16 protein-coding genes and 1 pseudogene are annotated in these 16632 nt (G+C 63.4%); 3 read left to right on the top strand and 14 right to left on the bottom strand.

Annotated features, from left to right (window positions below; translation table 11 throughout):
- Positions 1 to 80: 80 nt before the first annotated feature.
- A complete protein-coding gene (locus tag FJ977_RS09785; protein WP_140770814.1) occupies positions 81 to 1442 on the bottom strand; it encodes a rhamnan synthesis F family protein in 1362 nt (453 codons plus the stop codon).
- Positions 1399 to 2286, bottom strand: a complete 888-nt coding sequence (locus FJ977_RS09780; protein WP_140770812.1) for a glycosyltransferase family 2 protein — start codon at positions 2284 to 2286, stop codon at positions 1399 to 1401. Before FJ977_RS09780 ends, FJ977_RS09785 begins: the two co-directional genes overlap by 44 nt.
- 319 nt (positions 2287 to 2605) lie before the next feature.
- Here FJ977_RS09780 and FJ977_RS09775 point away from each other — a divergent pair.
- Positions 2606 to 2761, top strand: a pseudogene (locus FJ977_RS09775) (branched-chain amino acid ABC transporter permease); the annotation flags it as partial.
- A 69-nt stretch (positions 2762 to 2830) separates the two neighbouring features.
- On the opposite strand, the gene FJ977_RS09770 reads toward FJ977_RS09775, so the two are convergent.
- From FJ977_RS09770 to FJ977_RS09735, 8 genes are all read right to left on the bottom strand, one after another.
- Positions 2831 to 3664, bottom strand: a complete 834-nt coding sequence (locus FJ977_RS09770) for a class I SAM-dependent methyltransferase (RefSeq protein WP_181179727.1) — start codon at positions 3662 to 3664, stop codon at positions 2831 to 2833.
- Between the two features lie 236 nt (positions 3665 to 3900).
- Positions 3901 to 4881 carry a 2-dehydropantoate 2-reductase gene (locus FJ977_RS09765; RefSeq protein WP_140770811.1) on the bottom strand — a complete coding sequence of 327 codons (981 nt, stop codon included), beginning with the start codon at positions 4879 to 4881 and terminating at the stop codon, positions 3901 to 3903.
- A 169-nt stretch (positions 4882 to 5050) separates the two neighbouring features.
- On the bottom strand, positions 5051 to 6571 hold the full coding sequence (locus FJ977_RS09760; RefSeq protein ID WP_140770810.1) for an acyl--CoA ligase: 1521 nt from the start codon (positions 6569 to 6571) through the stop codon (positions 5051 to 5053).
- 146 nt (positions 6572 to 6717) lie between these two features.
- Entirely contained in the window at positions 6718 to 8304 is a 1587-nt protein-coding gene (ggt, locus tag FJ977_RS09755) for a gamma-glutamyltransferase (RefSeq protein WP_140770808.1), read from the bottom strand.
- A gap of 48 nt (positions 8305 to 8352) precedes the next feature.
- Positions 8353 to 9153 (bottom strand): ABC transporter permease, encoded by an 801-nt coding sequence (locus tag FJ977_RS09750; protein WP_140770806.1) that lies wholly within the window; start codon positions 9151 to 9153, stop codon positions 8353 to 8355.
- Positions 9150 to 10073 (bottom strand): ABC transporter permease, encoded by a 924-nt coding sequence (locus FJ977_RS09745; protein ID WP_140770804.1) that lies wholly within the window; start codon positions 10071 to 10073, stop codon positions 9150 to 9152. The genes FJ977_RS09750 and FJ977_RS09745 overlap by 4 nt, the downstream gene beginning before the upstream one ends.
- Positions 10070 to 11155 (bottom strand): ABC transporter ATP-binding protein, encoded by a 1086-nt coding sequence (locus FJ977_RS09740; RefSeq protein ID WP_140771385.1) that lies wholly within the window; start codon positions 11153 to 11155, stop codon positions 10070 to 10072. The genes FJ977_RS09745 and FJ977_RS09740 overlap by 4 nt, the downstream gene beginning before the upstream one ends.
- A gap of 93 nt (positions 11156 to 11248) precedes the next feature.
- Entirely contained in the window at positions 11249 to 12289 is a 1041-nt protein-coding gene (locus FJ977_RS09735; protein WP_140770803.1) for an ABC transporter substrate-binding protein, read from the bottom strand.
- A 155-nt stretch (positions 12290 to 12444) separates the two neighbouring features.
- Here FJ977_RS09735 and FJ977_RS09730 point away from each other — a divergent pair, with 155 nt between their 5' ends.
- Complete coding sequence (locus FJ977_RS09730; RefSeq protein WP_244735285.1) at positions 12445 to 13227, top strand: GntR family transcriptional regulator; 783 nt, start codon at positions 12445 to 12447, stop codon at positions 13225 to 13227.
- 112 nt (positions 13228 to 13339) lie between these two features.
- Here FJ977_RS09730 and FJ977_RS35755 read toward each other — a convergent pair whose 3' ends face one another.
- From FJ977_RS35755 to FJ977_RS09715, 4 genes are all read right to left on the bottom strand, one after another.
- Positions 13340 to 13516 (bottom strand): hypothetical protein, encoded by a 177-nt coding sequence (locus FJ977_RS35755; RefSeq protein WP_181179725.1) that lies wholly within the window; start codon positions 13514 to 13516, stop codon positions 13340 to 13342.
- Between the two features lie 7 nt (positions 13517 to 13523).
- Entirely contained in the window at positions 13524 to 13730 is a 207-nt protein-coding gene (locus FJ977_RS09725; RefSeq protein ID WP_140770801.1) for a hypothetical protein, read from the bottom strand.
- Positions 13731 to 13828: 98 nt separating this feature from the next.
- Positions 13829 to 14587 carry an SDR family NAD(P)-dependent oxidoreductase gene (locus FJ977_RS09720; RefSeq protein WP_140770799.1) on the bottom strand — a complete coding sequence of 253 codons (759 nt, stop codon included), beginning with the start codon at positions 14585 to 14587 and terminating at the stop codon, positions 13829 to 13831.
- Between the two features lie 123 nt (positions 14588 to 14710).
- Entirely contained in the window at positions 14711 to 16330 is a 1620-nt protein-coding gene (locus FJ977_RS09715; protein WP_246682891.1) for a winged helix-turn-helix domain-containing protein, read from the bottom strand.
- A gap of 32 nt (positions 16331 to 16362) precedes the next feature.
- Here FJ977_RS09715 and FJ977_RS09710 point away from each other — a divergent pair, with 32 nt between their 5' ends.
- Positions 16363 to 16581 (top strand): hypothetical protein, encoded by a 219-nt coding sequence (locus FJ977_RS09710; RefSeq protein WP_140770797.1) that lies wholly within the window; start codon positions 16363 to 16365, stop codon positions 16579 to 16581.
- Positions 16582 to 16632 lie beyond the last annotated feature (51 nt).

Here is a 16632-nt window from a genome sequence, read left to right as displayed (position 1 = left end):
CGCGAATTCGTTGCCAGGTTCGGAAGATCTTCCAGCGTCTTCTGCTGGTGAGCGATCCTATGAAGATCAGGAATTCGGATCTATCCAATCGGGTCTGCCTCGCGGGAATCCGGCGTCATGTCATCGTCCCAGGCAATGCCGGAGATCTTTGTGCAGATCATTCCAAGCACACGCTCCAGGGCATGCTGCAACGTGCCGTCTTGTTGGCTTGCCTCTTCGGGGAAGATTGCCAAAGGCAGATCAAGTCGCATGAGGGGTTCCAGCGCGCCGCGGCGAACCCAGAACATCGTCCCGGCAAAGAAGTCGAGACGGGAGCTGGAGGGCATCCCCATCGTCTCAAGCAAGTTGAGGACCATTGCCCTGTTCTCGCCCCACGCAGCCTTCTCCCCCTTCCATTCATTGGGCAACCGAAAGCGCCTGGATCCAATCATCTGAGTCTCGGGCGAGCGCTCGAACTCGGCGATGATGCGGTCAACCATGTCGCGGGATCCGATCAGGTCGAACGCACTGGCCTGGCGCCAGATATCACCGAGGACCATGCGCGGCCCGCGCGGCCCAGACTTCTTGCCATGCAGCTTGCAGATCAGGTCGAAGGGATCGAGCCTTCCTTCACGAAGCAATTGGATGAAAGGACCGACGTCGCGACCGCGATTGTCATAAACGACGACCTCGGCATCCGGAAATCTCGCCTGGACGCGTTGCGCGAGTGCCGTGTCGGGCTGGGTCAGTGAGAGGATGAGATGGAACGGGCGACCGATCGTCGCCAGCAGCGCCTCGAATTCGGGCCAGAGATCGGGGTAATGCAGATGAAGCGCTACGGCGATTCTGGGCTTGACGGCGGGCCGGCGTTCGGGGGCCTCGGCTGGCGGACCATCAAAGTGCCGTAACAGGGTTTTCTGCAGATTGTCGCTCGCCGTGCCAAAACCCCAACCGGCAAGGCTGCCGAGGGCACGAGCCAACTCGCGCCCTTCCGCCCCTGAAATGTGCAAAAGAGGCTGCAATACGATGCCTTGGCCAAGAGGCAGTTGAAATCGCTTGTGGCGACGGCGCCGACTCAACAGCGCGCCAATATCCCTGATGCTTAGGGGGCGAGCACTCGCCGCAACGACGTCGCTTCTGTCGAACCGCAGCACCAGTCCGCCTTCACGACTTTTGAGCAGATAGGACGTCCGCCTGGTGACAGGCACATAGACGACCCTGTCCGGATGTCCCGGGCGGCGAACATTGAGCCGGAGAAACGGCATCCGCCTGTCCGTTGGCGAAAGCTCGACGATGTAGCGTCCCGGCGTGTGGATGTGGATTTCGCTCAGCGCACTGCTTTGGTCGGCACCACATGCGTCGCCTTTTCGCGGTTCGCAGGGCAGGGCATCAGGCGGAACAAGTCTTGTGTCGGTAGCGTCAGGCGACATAGCCGCTGTTTCGATTCGCGTGCGATCGGTCAAGGATGCTGTCAAATATACCGATCAGCCGGCCTAGGGAATTAATCAGTCTATTTCGATTAAGCGTAAGGCAGTAGAAGCCTATCTTCGTCAGATAGCGGAGTATGTCCACAAATGGACTATAGGCTATGCCGTATTTTCTGCGCAAGTGGATCTCCGATCGCATCTTGGACCGGTACCGGAAGATCCGTGACCGGGTTGATTGTGCAACCGAAGTGCCAACGTCGTGGACAGCATGCGCGCTACTGACAAGGATCATGGGCTCGTCACGCTGCAGCAACCGATAAGAGAGATCGTCATCTTCGAAATACAGGAAGATATCCTCGTCGAAGCCTCCTGTATCGAGGAAGAGCGTTCTTCTGATCATGAACACGCCGCCATTGACGAAGCGCACGCAACAATCCCCCCAGACCTGCCGGATACGTGTGGGTAGCGACACACCGGAAAGGCGATCTATTTCGCTCTGCTCGCGAAACCACAGGCGCCCATCCACCGTGTTCGTGCGCGGCACGAAGACGCCGCAATTCGGGTAGCGTTCAGCCGCCTGCATCAGCGCGTCGACGGCGTCCGCGCCAAGGCGCACATCGGGGTTGACGAACAGCAAATACTCTCCCGATGCCGCCGTCGCCCCGATGTTGCAGGCACGCCCAAAGCCGAGGTTTGCAGGATTATCGATGCGACGAACGGCAAAACCGGATAGCGCGGCGGAAAGATCGTCGGTGCTTGCATTGTCGACACACACGATCTCGATGCCCGGGGGCAGGCAAGCGAGCGCGCCGCGCACGGTATGCGCGCTGTTGTGCGTCACGGTAATGGCGGTTATCGACCTATTCATTACCAAAGCCATCCTGATATCTCAGTTGGCTTCCCCCTGGAGGCTGGCGATCCATACGCAATCTAAGCGTTACGGCTCTGGCGGTCGAGTCCATTCCCCTGACTAAGAATGGGATGATGTCTGTGCTGATTCCGCTATGCCGCCGGTCACGGCTCACATGGCCGTGCTTCCGGCTGGCGTGATCTGGCCAATCGGCCTTGCTGCCACCCTGGCGGCGGCAGGCTCGGGAAAGCGGTCCGGCGGGCAAAAGCCTTGCCAGGCGTCGAACATGAAATCCGCAAGCCGCCCCTTGCCGCTCGTCCTCATCTTGCACATGTTCAATACCGCTTGCGGCGGCATCGGCACGATGGTCGGGCCGATCGTCGGCGCCAGCCTGGTCGTCGGGCTGGAAAACACGCACGCCACCTCCGGTTTCCCGGTGACCATCGCCACCGGACTCATCTTCATGGTCTGCGTGCTGGTCTTCCGCTGCGGCATCGTCGGCGAGCTTATGCGCGCGTGCTCGGTCGGGCGGGCAGGGGCTGATCCGCTCCGGGCAATCCCCGTCACCGGATTCCTATGGTTTTTGGAATTTCAGGATGAAGCGGTCGCTTTCGCCTATGGCCGCATACTTTGCGTGATCTTGCGCGCCGAGCTTGAAGGTTGGCGGCAGAGTCCACACACCGCTCGGATAATCCTTCGTGTCTTTGGGATTGGCGTTGACCTCGGAGCTGCCGATGAATTTAAAACCCGCCGCCTCCGCAAGGCCTACCGCAACGTCCTGGCGCACATAACCAGACTTGGCGAGCGGATCTTGCGGCTCGTCCGGCTTGCCCCGATGCTCCTCGACCCCGAGGATACCGCCAGGCTTCAGCGCCTTGTAGAAGGCGGCGAAAGCGTCCGCGGTGGTGCCGGCACTCATCCAATTGTGGATGTTTCGAAAGGTCAGTACGAAATCCGCGCTTCCTGGCGGCGCGATCGCATATCTGTCTGCGGCAAATTCAGTGACGGTGACCTTGTCATAGTCGGCCGGATCGGCGGCAAGCTTGGCCGCCAAGGCGGCATTGTCCTTCTGGACCTCAGCCGAAGGCGAGGCCTTCTCGCCATTTGCCGCGATATAGCGGCCGTTTTGCTTCAGGTAGGGGGCCAGGATCTCGGTCCAATATCCGCCTGCGCCAGGAAGGATTTCGACGACGACGCTGTCAGGCTTCACGCCAAAGAATGTCAGCACCTCGCCGGGATGGCGATATTTGTCCCGCACGCTGTTGGGCTGTGAGCGCTGGCTCCCGCTGATCAGCTTCTCGAGCGCCGGATCGACACTTTCCGCAAATGCGGTCGAAGCGCAAAAAGCGCCGATCGAAACGCTGAGAAGAGCGACAAATTTCAAGGCAATGCGACGACTCGGAAGCATGAAATCATTCTCTTGTGCTTTGGCAGTCGCATCATGACACCCCGCCGGTGGGCTGGCGATGTCAGAAATGGCTCAAAGACCTCAAGAGAAGGACGACGTTTCCAATATCTACGCCTTGAGTGGAACGCCTTGCCTCCGGAGGGTTCAAAGGTCTGGCCCTTGCCGTGGATGCTCTCCAAAGCTACCGAACCGCATCACTCCGGGCGGAGCAGGCGGCCTAAACTGTCGCGCGCCTCTCACCCATAACACCCGCGCTCCACCGCCAGCCGGCGCACCAGCGCTAGCACCGCGTCAATCGTCGGCGTCGGCTTGTCCGTCAGCCGGCCAAGTTCCTGTACCGCTGTTACCAGCGCATCGATCTCCATCGGGCGGCCGCGCTCGAGGTCCTGCAGCATCGAGGTCTTGTGTTCGCCGACATCGCCGGCGCCCTTGATGCGGCGGTCGACCCCTATGGGAAAACGCACGCCCAGGCTTTCGCCGATCGCTTGTGCCTCCAGCATCATGGTGCGGGCCAGCGTGCGCGTGCCTTCGTCGGCGACGATAGCGGCCAGCGTGGAGCCGGTCAGCGCCGAGATCGGGTTGAAGGAGAGGTTGCCCCACAGCTTCACCCAGATTTCGCTGCGGATATCCTCGCGCACCGGCGCCTGCAGGCCGGCCTTGACCATTTCCTCGGCCAGACGCGTGACCCGTTCGCTGCACGCGCCCGAGGGCTCGCCGAGCGAGAAGCGCTTGCCTTCGACATGGCGGATGAGGCCGGGCGCGTCGACCTCGGCGGCGGGATAGACGACCGAGCCGATGACGCGCTCCGGACCTATCCGCTGCCAGATCGCGCCGCCGGGATCGACCGCGTTCAGCCTGGTGCCTTCGAGCGGCCCGCCCACGCCATGGAAATACCACCACGGCACGCCGTTCTGCATGGTGACGACTGATGTGTCCGGTCCGAGGAGCGGCGCGATCTGGTCCAGTGCCGGGGTGAGTGAGTGGGCCTTCAGCGCCAGCACGACTGTGTCCTGCACGCCAAGCTCCTCGGCCCTGGGGGCGGTCCGGACGGGAGCGACAGATTCCTGGCCGTCCTCGATCAGGCGCAGGCCGTTTGCCTGGATCGCTTCGAGGTGGGCGCCGCGCGCGACGATCGACAGATCGGTGCGGCCGGCGATCGCCAGCTTGGCCGCGAGGTAGCCGCCGATCGCGCCGGCGCCGAAAATGGTGATCTTCATCTTAGTGGGCCTTTTATTTCATGCATGTCGTTATCTTGGAACCGAGGACACTTCCAAGCGACATGCCTTCGAGCATGATCCCGAAAAGTGGGGACCGGTTTTTCGGAAAAGATCATGCTCCAACAAAAAGTTAGATCAGGGTGCCGATTCGAGGAAACGTCATCCTGATCTAGAGCCCGAGTTTGGCGGCGAGCCCGATGCGCTGCAGCTTGCCCGTCGCGCCCTTGGGGATCTCGTCCAGGATCAGGATCTTGCGCGGCACCTTGAAGTCGGCGAGCCGCGTCGCGGCATGGCTGCGTATGTCGCTTTCGGTGGCGCTCATGCCTTCGCGCAGCACCACGGCCGCCGCCACATCCTCGCCGAGCTTGTCATGCGGCATGGCGAAGGTGACCACCTGCGCCACCGCCGGATGGTCCATCAGCACGTCGTCGACCTCGAGCGGCGAGATCTTCTCGCCGCCGCGGTTGATGATCTCCTTGAGCCGGCCGGTGACGCGGAGATAACCGTCCTCGTCGAGCACGCCCTGGTCGCCGGTGTGGAACCAGCCATGCGCGAAGGCCGTGGCATTGGCGTCCGGGTTCTTCTCATAACCCGCCGTGACATTGGGTCCGCGAATGACGATCTCGCCGGTCTCGCCGGCTGTGACCAGCCGTCCGTCCGGCGCCATCACCGCGACCTCGGGTCCGCCGGCCGCGCCGACACTGCCCGGCTTGCGCAGGCCCGGCGGCAGCCGGTTCGACGCCATCTGGTGCGCGGCCTCGGTCATTCCGTAGGATTCGATCACCGGACAGCCGAAGGTTGCCTCGAGCTCGCCCATCACTTGCGCCGGCAGCGACGCCGAGGAGGAGCGGATGAAGCGCAGGCGCGCCGCCGCCAGGACCTCGGCATTGCGCGCCGCGCGCGGCAGGATCGCCTGGTGCATGGTCGGCACCGCCGTGTACCAGCTCGGCTTGGCGTCGCCCAGCCACTGGAAGAAGCGCAGCGCGTTGAAGCCCGGCGTGCAGTAGATGCTGCCACCCGCTGCCAGCGACGACAGCACCGCCGCGATCAGGCCATGGATGTGGAACAGCGGCATGATGTTGAGGCAGCGGTCCTCGGCGTTCAGGCCCAGCGTCGCGCCGATATGGCGGGCCGAGGCGGCAATGTTGGCATGGCTGAGCGGCACCAGTTTTGGACGCGATGTCGTGCCCGACGTGTGCAGCAAAAGCGCGATATCGCCGTCCCCTGCCATGGCGGGCGCTGCTTGCGGGCCGGCCGGCGCGCCTTCGATGGTGAAGCTGCCGGCAGGCGCATCGGGCTGCACGATGAGCCTCAACACGCCGATGCCGAGCCGCTCGGCCACCGCCACCGCCGGCCCGGTCTCGTTCTCCGCGACAAGGATCGCCTTGGCGCCGATGTCGGTGAGGTAGAAATCGAGCTCGTCGGCGCGGTAGGCGGGATTGAGCGGTGCCGTCGAGGCGGCGGCCGCTACGGCGACGAAGGCGGTGGCCATCTCCGGCCCATTCGGCAGCACGATCGCCACCCTGTCGCCCCTACCGATGCCGAGCGCATGCAGCCGCTCGGCCGTGGCCTTGATCAGGCGGCGTAGCCCGCCATGGGTGAGTGTGGCTCTCTCGGGTGCCAGGATCGCCGGCGCGTTATCGGCGCCGGCGGCGAGACTATGGGAGAGGTCTTTTGAATTCGTGCTCATGGTCACCGACTATGGTTCAAACAACTGCTTCTAGAAAGTCCAGCGGACGATCCGGCTCCGGACAATTGTCGACGTTGGCGCCGGCGGGCGGATGAGGGCCAGCGCCAACACCTTGAAGGCGGTCCTCCAATTCCTTGCCCCATCCCTCAATACCCAAGCGCCATCCCGTCCTTGCGCGGATCGGAGGCGCCGGTCAGCGTGCCTTTCTCCCAGTCGATCAGCACCGCCTGCCCGCCGCCAAGCGGATGCTGCGGTTCGGCGACGCGATGGCCGCGCTTGCGCAGGCCTTCGAGCGCCTCGGCGGGAACGTTACGCTCGGCCTCCACAACGCCGTCATTGTAGAACACGCGCGGCGCGTCCAGCGCCTGCTGCGGGTCCATGCCGAAGTCGATCATGTTGGTCAAAAGGTGGACATGGCCGAAAGGCTGGTAGCCGCCGCCCATGACGCCGAACGGCATTACCACGCGGCCGTTCTTCGTCGCCATGCCGGGCATTATCGTGTGCATAGGCCGCTTGCCGGGCGCGATCGCGTTCGGGTGCGCCGGGTCGAGCCGAAAGCTTGAGCCACGATTCTGCAGGACGACGCCGGTCTTCGGACTGACGACGCCGCTGCCGAACGAATAATAGGTCGAGTTGATGAAGGATACCGCGTTGCGGTCGCGGTCGACGATCGAGATGTAGACCGTGTCGCTGCCGGGCAGGTCCAGGCGCGGCAGATGCGTCATGGCTCGGTCGCGATGAATCTCGGCGCGCAGCCGGTCGGCATAGGCGCTGGACAGAAGCTCTCTCACCGGCACCGGAACATGGTCCTGGTCGCCGAGGTAGCGGTCGCGGTCCTGGTAGGCGAGGCGCCCGGCCTCGATCTCCAGATGCAGGCGCTCGGCGCCGTTGGGGTCGAGCCCGCCGAGCTTGAAGCCCGACAGCACGTTCAGCATCAACAACGCCGTCAGCCCCTGGTTGTTCGGCGGCATCTGGTGGATGTCATGGCCGCCATAAGAGGTGCTGACCGGCGCTACATAGTCGCCCTTGGTCGCCGCGAAATCCTCGTGCGAATGCAGCCCGCCGAGTTCATTGAGCCGGCGCACCATGTCGTCGGCGACAGCACCTTGATAGAACCCGGCGCGGCCCTGCTTGGCGATTATCCGCAAGGTGGCGGCGAGTTCCGGCTGGCGATGGATATCGCCGGCCTTCGGCGCCTTGCCGTCCGGCAGGAAGATGCGCGCGGCGTGTTCGTCGGCCGACAGGTCGGTTTCCGGCTCGGCCCAGTCGAAGGCAACGCGGTCATGCACGACATAGCCGTTCTCGGCATAGTGGATGGCCGGCACCAGCACCTCGGCCAGGCTCTTGCGGCCATGATCTTCCAGCAGCCGGCACCAGGCATCGATGGCGCCTGGCACGGTCACCGCGTGCGGTCCCTGTTTGGGAAGCTCGCTGAAACCCTTGTCCAGATACCAGTCGACGGTGGCGCCCGCGGGGGCTCGGCCGGAGCCGTTGAAGGCCAGCACGTCGCCTTGTCCCTTCGGGCAGTAAAGGACAAAGCAATCGCCGCCAATGCCGGTCGATTGCGGCTCGACGACGCCTTGCACGGCGGCGGCGCAGACGGCGGCGTCCATGGCGTTGCCGCCGGCGCGCAGCATGTCGATCGCGGCGAGCGTGGCGAGCGGATGCGATGTCGCGGCAACCGCCTCCGTGGCACGAACCGGCGAGCGGCCGGGAAACTGGAAATCACGCATTCTGTCTGGATATCCCATGGTCACTACAGCGAGTTGGTCTGATGGAAATCAATGCCGCCGCCCGAAGATCTGCGCCATCGACAGGAGCAGAACGGAAAGCACGATCAGGCAGGTCGAGATGGCGGCGATGGTCGGATCGATCTGGTCGCGCAGCGCGTTGAACATGCGGCGTGTCAGTGTCGTCGTCTCGCCGCCCGAGATGAACAGCGAAACCACCACTTCGTCGAAGGAAGTGATGAAGGCGAACAGTGCGCCCGAGACGATCGAGAAGCGGATCTGCGGCATCGTCACCTGCCAGAAGGCGCCGATGCGCCCGGCACCCAGGCTGCGCGCCACCCGCTCCTGGTTCATGTCGTAGGAGCGCAAGCCCGACAGCACCGTCAGCACCACCAGGGGCAGCGCCTGCACCGTGTGCGCGATGACCAGGCCGGTCAGCGTGTTGTTGAGGCCGATGCGCGCATAGAGGAAGAAGGTGCCGATGCCGATCAGGATGACCGGAATGATCAGCGATGCGGTGAGCAGGCCGTTGATGGTGCCGTTGAAGCGCAGCGTGCCCCGGTTGATGGCATAGGCAGCCGCGGTGCCGAGCGGCGTCGCCACCAGCACGGTCATGACCGCCACCTTGACCGATACGATGGTCGCGTCGCGCCATTCCAGCGACTGGAAATAGCTTTCGTACCAGCGCAGCGACCATTGCTGCGGCGGGAACTGCAGCAGCGTCGAATCCGAAAACGACATGATGACGATGATGACCGACGGCGCGATCAGGAACAACAGCACCAGGCCGCCCAGCGCGTAGAGCCACAGACGTTGCCGGTGCGAGATCGGCAGGCCGACATCCCCGCTCATCGCGAACTCCACACACCGGTGGCGCGCGCGCCGAGCAGCAATTGGAAGAGACCGAGAAGCGCCAGCGTGACCAGCAGCAGCACCACGCCAAGCGCCGCGCCCGCACCCCAGTTGGAATAGAGGCTGGTGGTCTGCTCCATGCGCATCGCCCACATGATCACCTTGCCTCCGCCCATCAGCGCGGGCGTGACGAAGAAGCCGAGGCAGAGCACGAAGACGATGACCACGCCCGAGGCGAGGCCGGGCAGCGACAGTGGAAAGAAGATCTGCCGGAAAGTGGCGGCCGGGCCGGCGCCAAGGTTCATGCCGGCGCGCAGGCAATCTGTGTCGATGGTCTTCATCGAGGCGTAGAGCGGCAGCACCAGGAACGGCAGCAATATATGCGTCATGCCGATGACGACGCCGGACAGATTGTTGGCGAGCGACAGCGGCTGGCTGATCACGCCAAGGTCGATCAGCCAGCTGTTGATCAGGCCCTTGCGCTGCAGGATCACCAGCCAGGCATAGGTACGCACCAGCACCGATGTCCAGAACGGCAGGATGACGAAGATCAGGCAGATCGACGCCGCCCGGCGCGGCAGCTGCGACAGCATGTAGGCCAGGGGATAGCCGAGCAGCACGCAGGCACCGGTGACGATGAAGGCCACCTTGAAGGTGGTGATGAAGGTCTTGATGTAGGAGGCCTGCTCGAAGAAGCGCGCATAGTTGGACGCACTGAAGGCGCCGGCCTCGTCGAACAGAGACAGCCAGAACAGCCAGCCGATCGGCACGATGATGATGGCGAAGACGAGGACCAGGCTGGGCGACAAAAGCGCCAGCAGCCTGAGCTGCTCGCGCCGCGCATCGGCGCGCAGAGCCCGCGCGTTGAGGTCCCGGCCCGCGCTGGTGGCCTCTTCGAGGAGGGCGGATGGCGCGTTCATCCCTCGGCCTCCACCAGGATCGTGTCCTGTGCATCGAGGCCAAGCCTGACCGGCTGGCCGGGGGCCGGCAGCCTGGACAGCACGTCGCTGCGGCAATAGTCGCGCAGCGTCAGCTGGCGGCCGTCGCGCAGCGAGGCGTAACAGACGAAGCTGTCGCCCTGGTAGATGATGTCGCTGAGCGTGGCGTCGAGCACGTTGATACCGTTCGGCGGTTCGGCAGCCGTGACCAGCCGCAGCTTCTCAGGCCGCACCACCATCAGGTGCCGGCCGGTGGCCGGCGGCGCCCCTGCCGTCTGGATCCGCCTGTCCTCATACCAGACTGACCCGTTGCGGCATTCGACGGGAATGAAATTCGATTCGCCGATGAAGCCGGCTACGAATTGCGTCTTCGGCGCGGCGTAGAGTGTTTCCGGCTTGTCGAGCTGCTCGATGCGCCCGGCGTTCATCACCGCGATGCGGTCCGACATGGTGATGGCTTCGCGCTGGTCGTGCGTGACATAGACCGTCGTCATGCCAAGCCGCCGGTGCAGGGCACGCAGCTCGATCTGCATGTGTTCGCGCAGGCCCTTGTCGAGCGCCGACAGCGGTTCGTCCATCAGCACGATGCGCGGCTCGAAGACGATGGCGCGCGCCAGGGCCACGCGCTGGCGCTGGCCGCCGGAAAGCTGGTCGACCCGGCGCTCGCCCAGGCCCTTGAGCTTCACCAGCTCCAATGCCTTCTCCACCCGCTCCGCCGTTTCCGTGGCCGGCACGCCGCGTTGCTTCAGCGGGAAGGCGATGTTGTGAAAGACGTTCATATGCGGAAACAGCGCGTAGTTCTGGAACACCATGCCGATGTTGCGCTTGTGAGGCGGCGTGGTGATGATCTCGTCGTCGCCGACCCGGATCGAGCCGCCATTGGCCCTGACGAAACCGGCTAGGATCATCAGCAGCGTCGTCTTTCCGGAGCCGGAGGGCCCGAGCAGCGTCAGGAACTCGCCGGCCTCGACATCGAGGTTCAGGTCGCGCAGCACCGACACGCTGCCAAATCGTTTCTCGATCCGGCGCATGCTGATCGGCAGCGCGGATGGCGCAATGGACAAGATCATCGTCTCCTGGTGAGGGGGCGGGCGGAAGCAGGGCGGGCTCCGTTTCAGCGTGCGCCGCCCTGCCGTGGTTCGGGTCCCGGCCGCGGCCTATTGCTGGATCAGATTGTTGAACTTCTCCGTCGCCTCCACCAGATTGTCACGCCAGAATTCGGCGTCCTGCAACACCTGCTTCTTGACGTTTTCGGGCGACGAGTTGATGTCCTTGATCCGCTCCGGCGGGATCTTGCCGGTCTCGAAAGCCTTCTCGTTCACCGGCCCATTGTCGACATAGAGCGGCAGATTGGCCTGCAATTGCGGGCTGACGAACATCGCCAGCGCCTTCATGGCGGCTTCCTTGTTCTTGGCGCCCTTGGGAATGACCATGCAGTCGGCGGTGAGCACGCCCTGGTCGAAGGAGAAGCTGACCGGCGCCCCTTCCTTCTTCAGCGTCCCGGCGCGGCCGTTCCAGATGCTCGCCATGTCGACTTCGCCGTCCTTGACCAGCTGCATCGCCTGCGCGCCTGATGTCCACCAGGCATCGACATGGCCACGGATCTTGTCGACGGATTTCAGCGCGCTGTCGATGTCGACCGGATAAACCTTGTCGATCGGCAGGCCCGAGGCGAGTGCGGCGACGCTCAGCGTCTCGGTCGACTGGCTGCCGCTCAGCGCGCGCCGCCCCGGAAATTTCTCCACGTTCCAAAAGTCGGCCCAGGTCTTGGGGCCTTTGTCGCCGAAGACGTCGGTCCGGTAGATGAGGACGACGGAGGTGTAGGAAATGCCGACCCAGTCGTCATGCACCAGCTTCGGGTTGATGCCGCTCTTGTCGATGATGCCGTAGTCGAGCTTCTCGAACAGGCCTTCCTTCGATCCGCGCGCGCATTCGTCGGCGCCGAGTTCGGTTATATCCCATTTCACCGCATTGCCGGTCACCTGCAGGCGCACATCGTCGAGGCCGTTAGTGGTGTCCTGCTTGATGGTGATGCCGAGCGCGTCGGCGGTCGGATTGAAGAAGGCCTTGGTCTGAGCCTCCTGATAGGTGCCGCCCCATGAGGCGACGGTGATGGTATCTCCCGCCATGGCGGGGGCCGCGCCGGCCGCCATGAGGGCGGCAACCGCAACAACGCTAACGCTTCTGATCCTGTTCATTTTTCGGCTCTCCAACCGGTGTTCCCATTATTTTTGATTTCGCATGCTATTTTGTATACAATTTTGAGTGTAGCTTGGCGATCGGCGATGTCAACAGCGCTCGGCATTGCCAGGAGCCTTTGACCGGGAGGGCTGGCAGGACACGGTGCCGGGGCGTGGCAAATCGCGCCGACTTTGAATACAGCTATGAGATCATGTCGACTTCCGGCGGAAAGACCGGAGAACTGGAAACGGACTTGGCCAAGGAAACCAAAAACACGCTGCGCGACTCGGTCTATTCCTCGCTCAAGGCGATGATCGTGACCGGTCAGATTCCGCCGGGCTCGCGCGTCACCGAGAACGATATCGCGGCCAGGCTCAATGTCAGCCGCACGCCGGTGCGCGAAGCCTTCAACCGCCTCGAACGCGACGGCCTCGTCACAGGCCGGCCGCGCCAAGGCTATGTCGTCACCGAGTTCGACATCAACATGTTCCGCGAGGCTTTCGACATCCGCGAACTCCTCGACGGCCATGCGACCGAACTGGCGGCCGCCGCCGCGACCGAGAATGACAAGGCACGGCTGCGCGCCATGCTGGCCGAATGCGAACGGCTCGCCGCCATTCCCGACCGCACCACCAGGGAAAAATTCCAGGAACTCGAAGTCGGCATCGACCTGCATCGCGTCATTGCGCAGATCAGCGGCAACGCCATGCTGCACGGCATGCTGTGCGGCATCCTCGACAAGTGCCAGCACTATGTCTGGACCGAATTGCTGTGGCTCGACGAGTGGAAGATCGCCCGCGAAGAGCATGCAGAGATCATCGAGGCGATCTGCGCCGGCGACGCCGCTCGGGCCGGTACCCTGGCCCGTGCCCATGTGCGGGGATCACGCGAGAATGTGCTGCGCCTGCTGCAGGCCAAGTCGGATTACCAGAGTTTTCTGGCCAAGGCGTCCTGAGGGCGACTTGGATTGCAACGACACGTTCTGCGTGATCACGGTTGCCCCCCTTCCTTCGAAGAGCGAGCTTCCGCCATCCCTTCCGGGATGGCCAGGAGCGGCGGCGGCGATGCTACCGATGCGGGCCGCGCGCCCGAGCAGTCGCTTCAGCCAACACCGCCAGCGCCTGTTCGACACTCCGCGCCTGGGCATCGGTGCGCTCGATATGCTTCACCATCAGCTTTCGCAGCATGGCGAGCTTCGCGGCGCGATATGCGGCACTCTTTTCGGGAGAGGGCATCATGGTCATGGCACAATCAGTGTGTGGTGGGATCGATCTGGCGGAGGCGTGAGCGCGCTTCAGCCACACGTTTTTGCTCGGATCTGATCCGGCAGCACAGCGCAAGGCTGATGCCGACGCCACGCTCCCCGTCCAGCATTGCATTTGCTCGCGTGAGAAAGAATTCCGCACGCTTGACGCGCTGCCTGGCTCTCGCCAGTTCCAGTTCCAGATGGTCGTACATTGTTCCGCACCCTTGAGGTCTGCGGTCCCTTCGAGGGGAAAACCGCCGCCGGGCGGTTTGGTTCCCCTGCTTGGCTCAAGGGCACCGAAGGCACACCTTCAGCCCTTGTGTTCCTGGAGGCTGTTGCCGCCATCGACCACCAAAAGAGCGCCGTTGACATAGCTGGCGCCTTCGGAAGCCAGGAACACGACCGCCGCCGCCACTTCATCCGGCCGGCCCGCCCGCGCCGGCGGCGTATGCAAGGCCGCCATCCGTTCCATCTCGCTCGACGCGCCCGTTTCGATCCAGCCGGGAGCCACTGCATTGACTGTCACGCCGCTCCTGGCCACTTCGAGCGCCAGCGTGCGCGTCAGCCCGACCATGCCGGCCTTGGCGGCCGAATAGGCCGATGTACCTTCGAAAGACACCAGCGGCCCGGTGACCGACGCCACATTGACGATGCGCCCATGGCCCGCTTCGATCATCGCCGGCAGGAACGCATGGGTGACGAGGAACGCCGTCTTCAGGCTGACGTCGATGCCTCGATCCCAATCGGCCTCGGTCATGGCGAGAAACGCCTTGTCGGCCGAGGGTGATGCCAGCGAGCCCATGCCGGCATTATTGACCAGTATGTCGACGGCGCCGACATCTGCCCGCAGCCGTGCGACATCGGCGGCCTTGGTGAGATCGGCGACCATGGCCCTGGCATCGATGCCCTCGGCACGAAGTTCGGTGGCGCGGTCAAGCACACGCGCGCTGGCGCCGGTGAGGAACAAGGCATGGCCGGTGTGACCAAGCTGGCGGGCAATGGCGAAGCCGATGCCGTCGGCGGCTCCGGCGCCGGTGATCAAGGCGCGTTTGAGGCGGGGAAGGGTCATGATCAGGTTTCCAAGGGCCGTGCCTGCCGCACGCAGACGGGCAGTGTCGGCTGTATCAGCGGAACCATACAATCTCCATCAGTAGGCTTGGCGGTTTGTGTGGGCCTCGCCCGGCTGCGAAGCTTATTCTTCCCTGTCAACGCGCTGCAGGATCGCGCGGTAACGGTTGCACACGGAGGGATCCCTGTAGAAATCCACTTCCGTATCAACGATCTCGTCAAGGCTTAGTCCGGGGTAATGTGCCTTGACCTTTGCCAGGACGTCTTGCGCTTGCCTGGTTTCGCCGAGCTCGGAATGGCAGATGACAAGGCGAACGAGCGACCATGGCGGTACGGCTGCCATTTTCGCGTAGCAGGACTTTGCCTCGCTGTATCGTCCAGCCGTGGTCAGCAGGACGCCGCGAAAGTCATCATACCATCCCACGGCGTATGGGTCGCGGCGCTGGGCTTCGTTTATTTCACCAAGCCCTTCCTCCGGCCTGTCCGTGTGATTGAGGAAAATAGCGCGGATACTGAGAATGAACGGATCGTTCGGATTGAGCGCGATCGCCCGGTCAAGGCTGATTTCAGCTTGCCTGAACTGGCGCAAGTACAGGTGAGCGAAGCCGGTGGCGAGATGCCCATAGGCCTCGTCGGGGTCAAGGCCCAATGCGGTTCTCGCGATCTCCAGTCCGGAATGCAGATGACCGGGATTGTTGTAGTCCCAGTAGTACTTGATGGACTCCACAAAGCTCAGCATGGCGTGGGCGGCGGCAAACCGCGGATCAAGCTTTACCGCCTGGCGCAGAAACGGTTCCGCTTCGAGCACCGTGTCATAGACCGATGCCAGTTGCAGCGCCCGCAGGTAAAACTCGTACGCCGACATATTGTTGGTCGGCCGGGCCCTGGCGCGCGACGCGATCGCGGTTCTGGCCTGCCGGGCGAGGCGGGCCGCGATCATCTGGGTGATGTCGTCCTGAATGGCGAAAATATCGTCGAGTTCGCGGTCGTAGTGCTCGCCCCAGATATGGGCCGCCGAGGACGCGTCGATCAACTGCACGGTCACCCGGATTCGGTTGCCGGTCTTTCGCACGCTGCCTTCGACGATGTATTTGACGCCAAGTTTTTCCGCCACCTCGGCCACGTCATTGGCCTTGCCGCGGAACTGGAAGGAGGAGTTCCGCGCAATGACCAGGAACTCCCTGAACTTGCCAAGCCCGGCGATGATGTCTTCGGTTATCCCGTCGCTGAAATAGGCCTGCTCCGGGTCGCCGCTCATATTGTCGAGGGGAAGGACAGCGATGGACGGCCTGGACGTCGCCGGAGCTTCCGTTGCAACCGCCAGGGGCTTGGGGCCGGCATATTTATAGCCGCGGCCATGCACGGTAACGATCATCTCGGCAGGCAGCAGTTTTCGGAGCGCTGAAACGTGGACCTGGAGCGTGTTCTCCTCCACCACCACGCCGGGCCAGACCGCATCGAAGAGTTCGGTCTTGCCGACCACTTCGTCCGGCCTCTCCAGCAACACGGCCAGGATGTCGAAGGACCGCGCCGAAAGCTCCACCGGCCCCTGGGGCCCCAGCAGCACCCGTTCGGTTCGTTTCAGGCTGAAGTTCCCGAAATCCACGTCCATTTGCCAAAAGCCCGTCGCTCGCGGGCAGGATAACCCAGGACGGTATAATCCAAGACGGTCCTGATGGCGAACTTCAGGACTGTTCAGGGTTATTGAGGGCTTTTCAGGCTGAGGCCAAGGACCTCGGCGCAAGGCGGCGTCATCCTCACTTGCAGGAGGACGCCATGACCGACATGTCCACGAGCGCCCCGATCACCAGCCGCCGTTCCGGCTTGCAGGGAACAAGCCTTCCCACGCTCAGAATCGCGGCATCGCTTGCCGCCATGTCCGCCGTGCTCGGCGGTGCCTTCAAAATGGCCTATGGCGAGCCGTACACCAGTCACGGCCGCCGGCCGCAGGTTCTGCCGGACGATGATCTCGAAGGTCGGGATCCGACTTGGTGAGCTGCTCAAGACGCTTGTCGAGTGGTTCTGGAAGATTCTGCGCCGATGACT

The sequence above is a fragment of the Mesorhizobium sp. B2-1-3A genome, assembly GCF_006442655.1.
Lineage (GTDB): Bacteria > Pseudomonadota > Alphaproteobacteria > Rhizobiales > Rhizobiaceae > Mesorhizobium.
Note: the sequence above shows the minus strand (reverse complement) of the source record. Positions and strands in the feature narration are given on the sequence as shown.

Excerpts from the sequence above, each read along its gene's own strand:
- FJ977_RS09765 (WP_140770811.1), bottom strand. The coding sequence starts at position 4,881 with ATGAAGATCACCATTTTCGGCGCCGGCGCGATCGGCGGCTACCTCGCG.
- FJ977_RS09760 (WP_140770810.1), bottom strand. The coding sequence starts at position 6,571 with ATGAGCACGAATTCAAAAGACCTCTCCCATAGTCTCGCCGCCGGCGCC.
- FJ977_RS09770 (WP_181179727.1), bottom strand. The coding sequence starts at position 3,664 with ATGCTTCCGAGTCGTCGCATTGCCTTGAAATTTGTCGCTCTTCTCAGC.
- FJ977_RS09780 (WP_140770812.1), bottom strand. The coding sequence starts at position 2,286 with ATGGCTTTGGTAATGAATAGGTCGATAACCGCCATTACCGTGACGCAC.
- FJ977_RS09725 (WP_140770801.1), bottom strand. The coding sequence starts at position 13,730 with ATGTACGACCATCTGGAACTGGAACTGGCGAGAGCCAGGCAGCGCGTC.
- FJ977_RS35755 (WP_181179725.1), bottom strand. The coding sequence starts at position 13,516 with ATGACCATGATGCCCTCTCCCGAAAAGAGTGCCGCATATCGCGCCGCG.
- FJ977_RS09735 (WP_140770803.1), bottom strand. The coding sequence starts at position 12,289 with ATGAACAGGATCAGAAGCGTTAGCGTTGTTGCGGTTGCCGCCCTCATG.
- FJ977_RS09745 (WP_140770804.1), bottom strand. The coding sequence starts at position 10,073 with ATGAACGCGCCATCCGCCCTCCTCGAAGAGGCCACCAGCGCGGGCCGG.
- FJ977_RS09720 (WP_140770799.1), bottom strand. The coding sequence starts at position 14,587 with ATGACCCTTCCCCGCCTCAAACGCGCCTTGATCACCGGCGCCGGAGCC.
- ggt (WP_140770808.1), bottom strand. The coding sequence starts at position 8,304 with ATGCGTGATTTCCAGTTTCCCGGCCGCTCGCCGGTTCGTGCCACGGAG.
- FJ977_RS09710 (WP_140770797.1), top strand. The coding sequence starts at position 16,363 with ATGACCGACATGTCCACGAGCGCCCCGATCACCAGCCGCCGTTCCGGC.
- FJ977_RS09750 (WP_140770806.1), bottom strand. The coding sequence starts at position 9,153 with ATGAGCGGGGATGTCGGCCTGCCGATCTCGCACCGGCAACGTCTGTGG.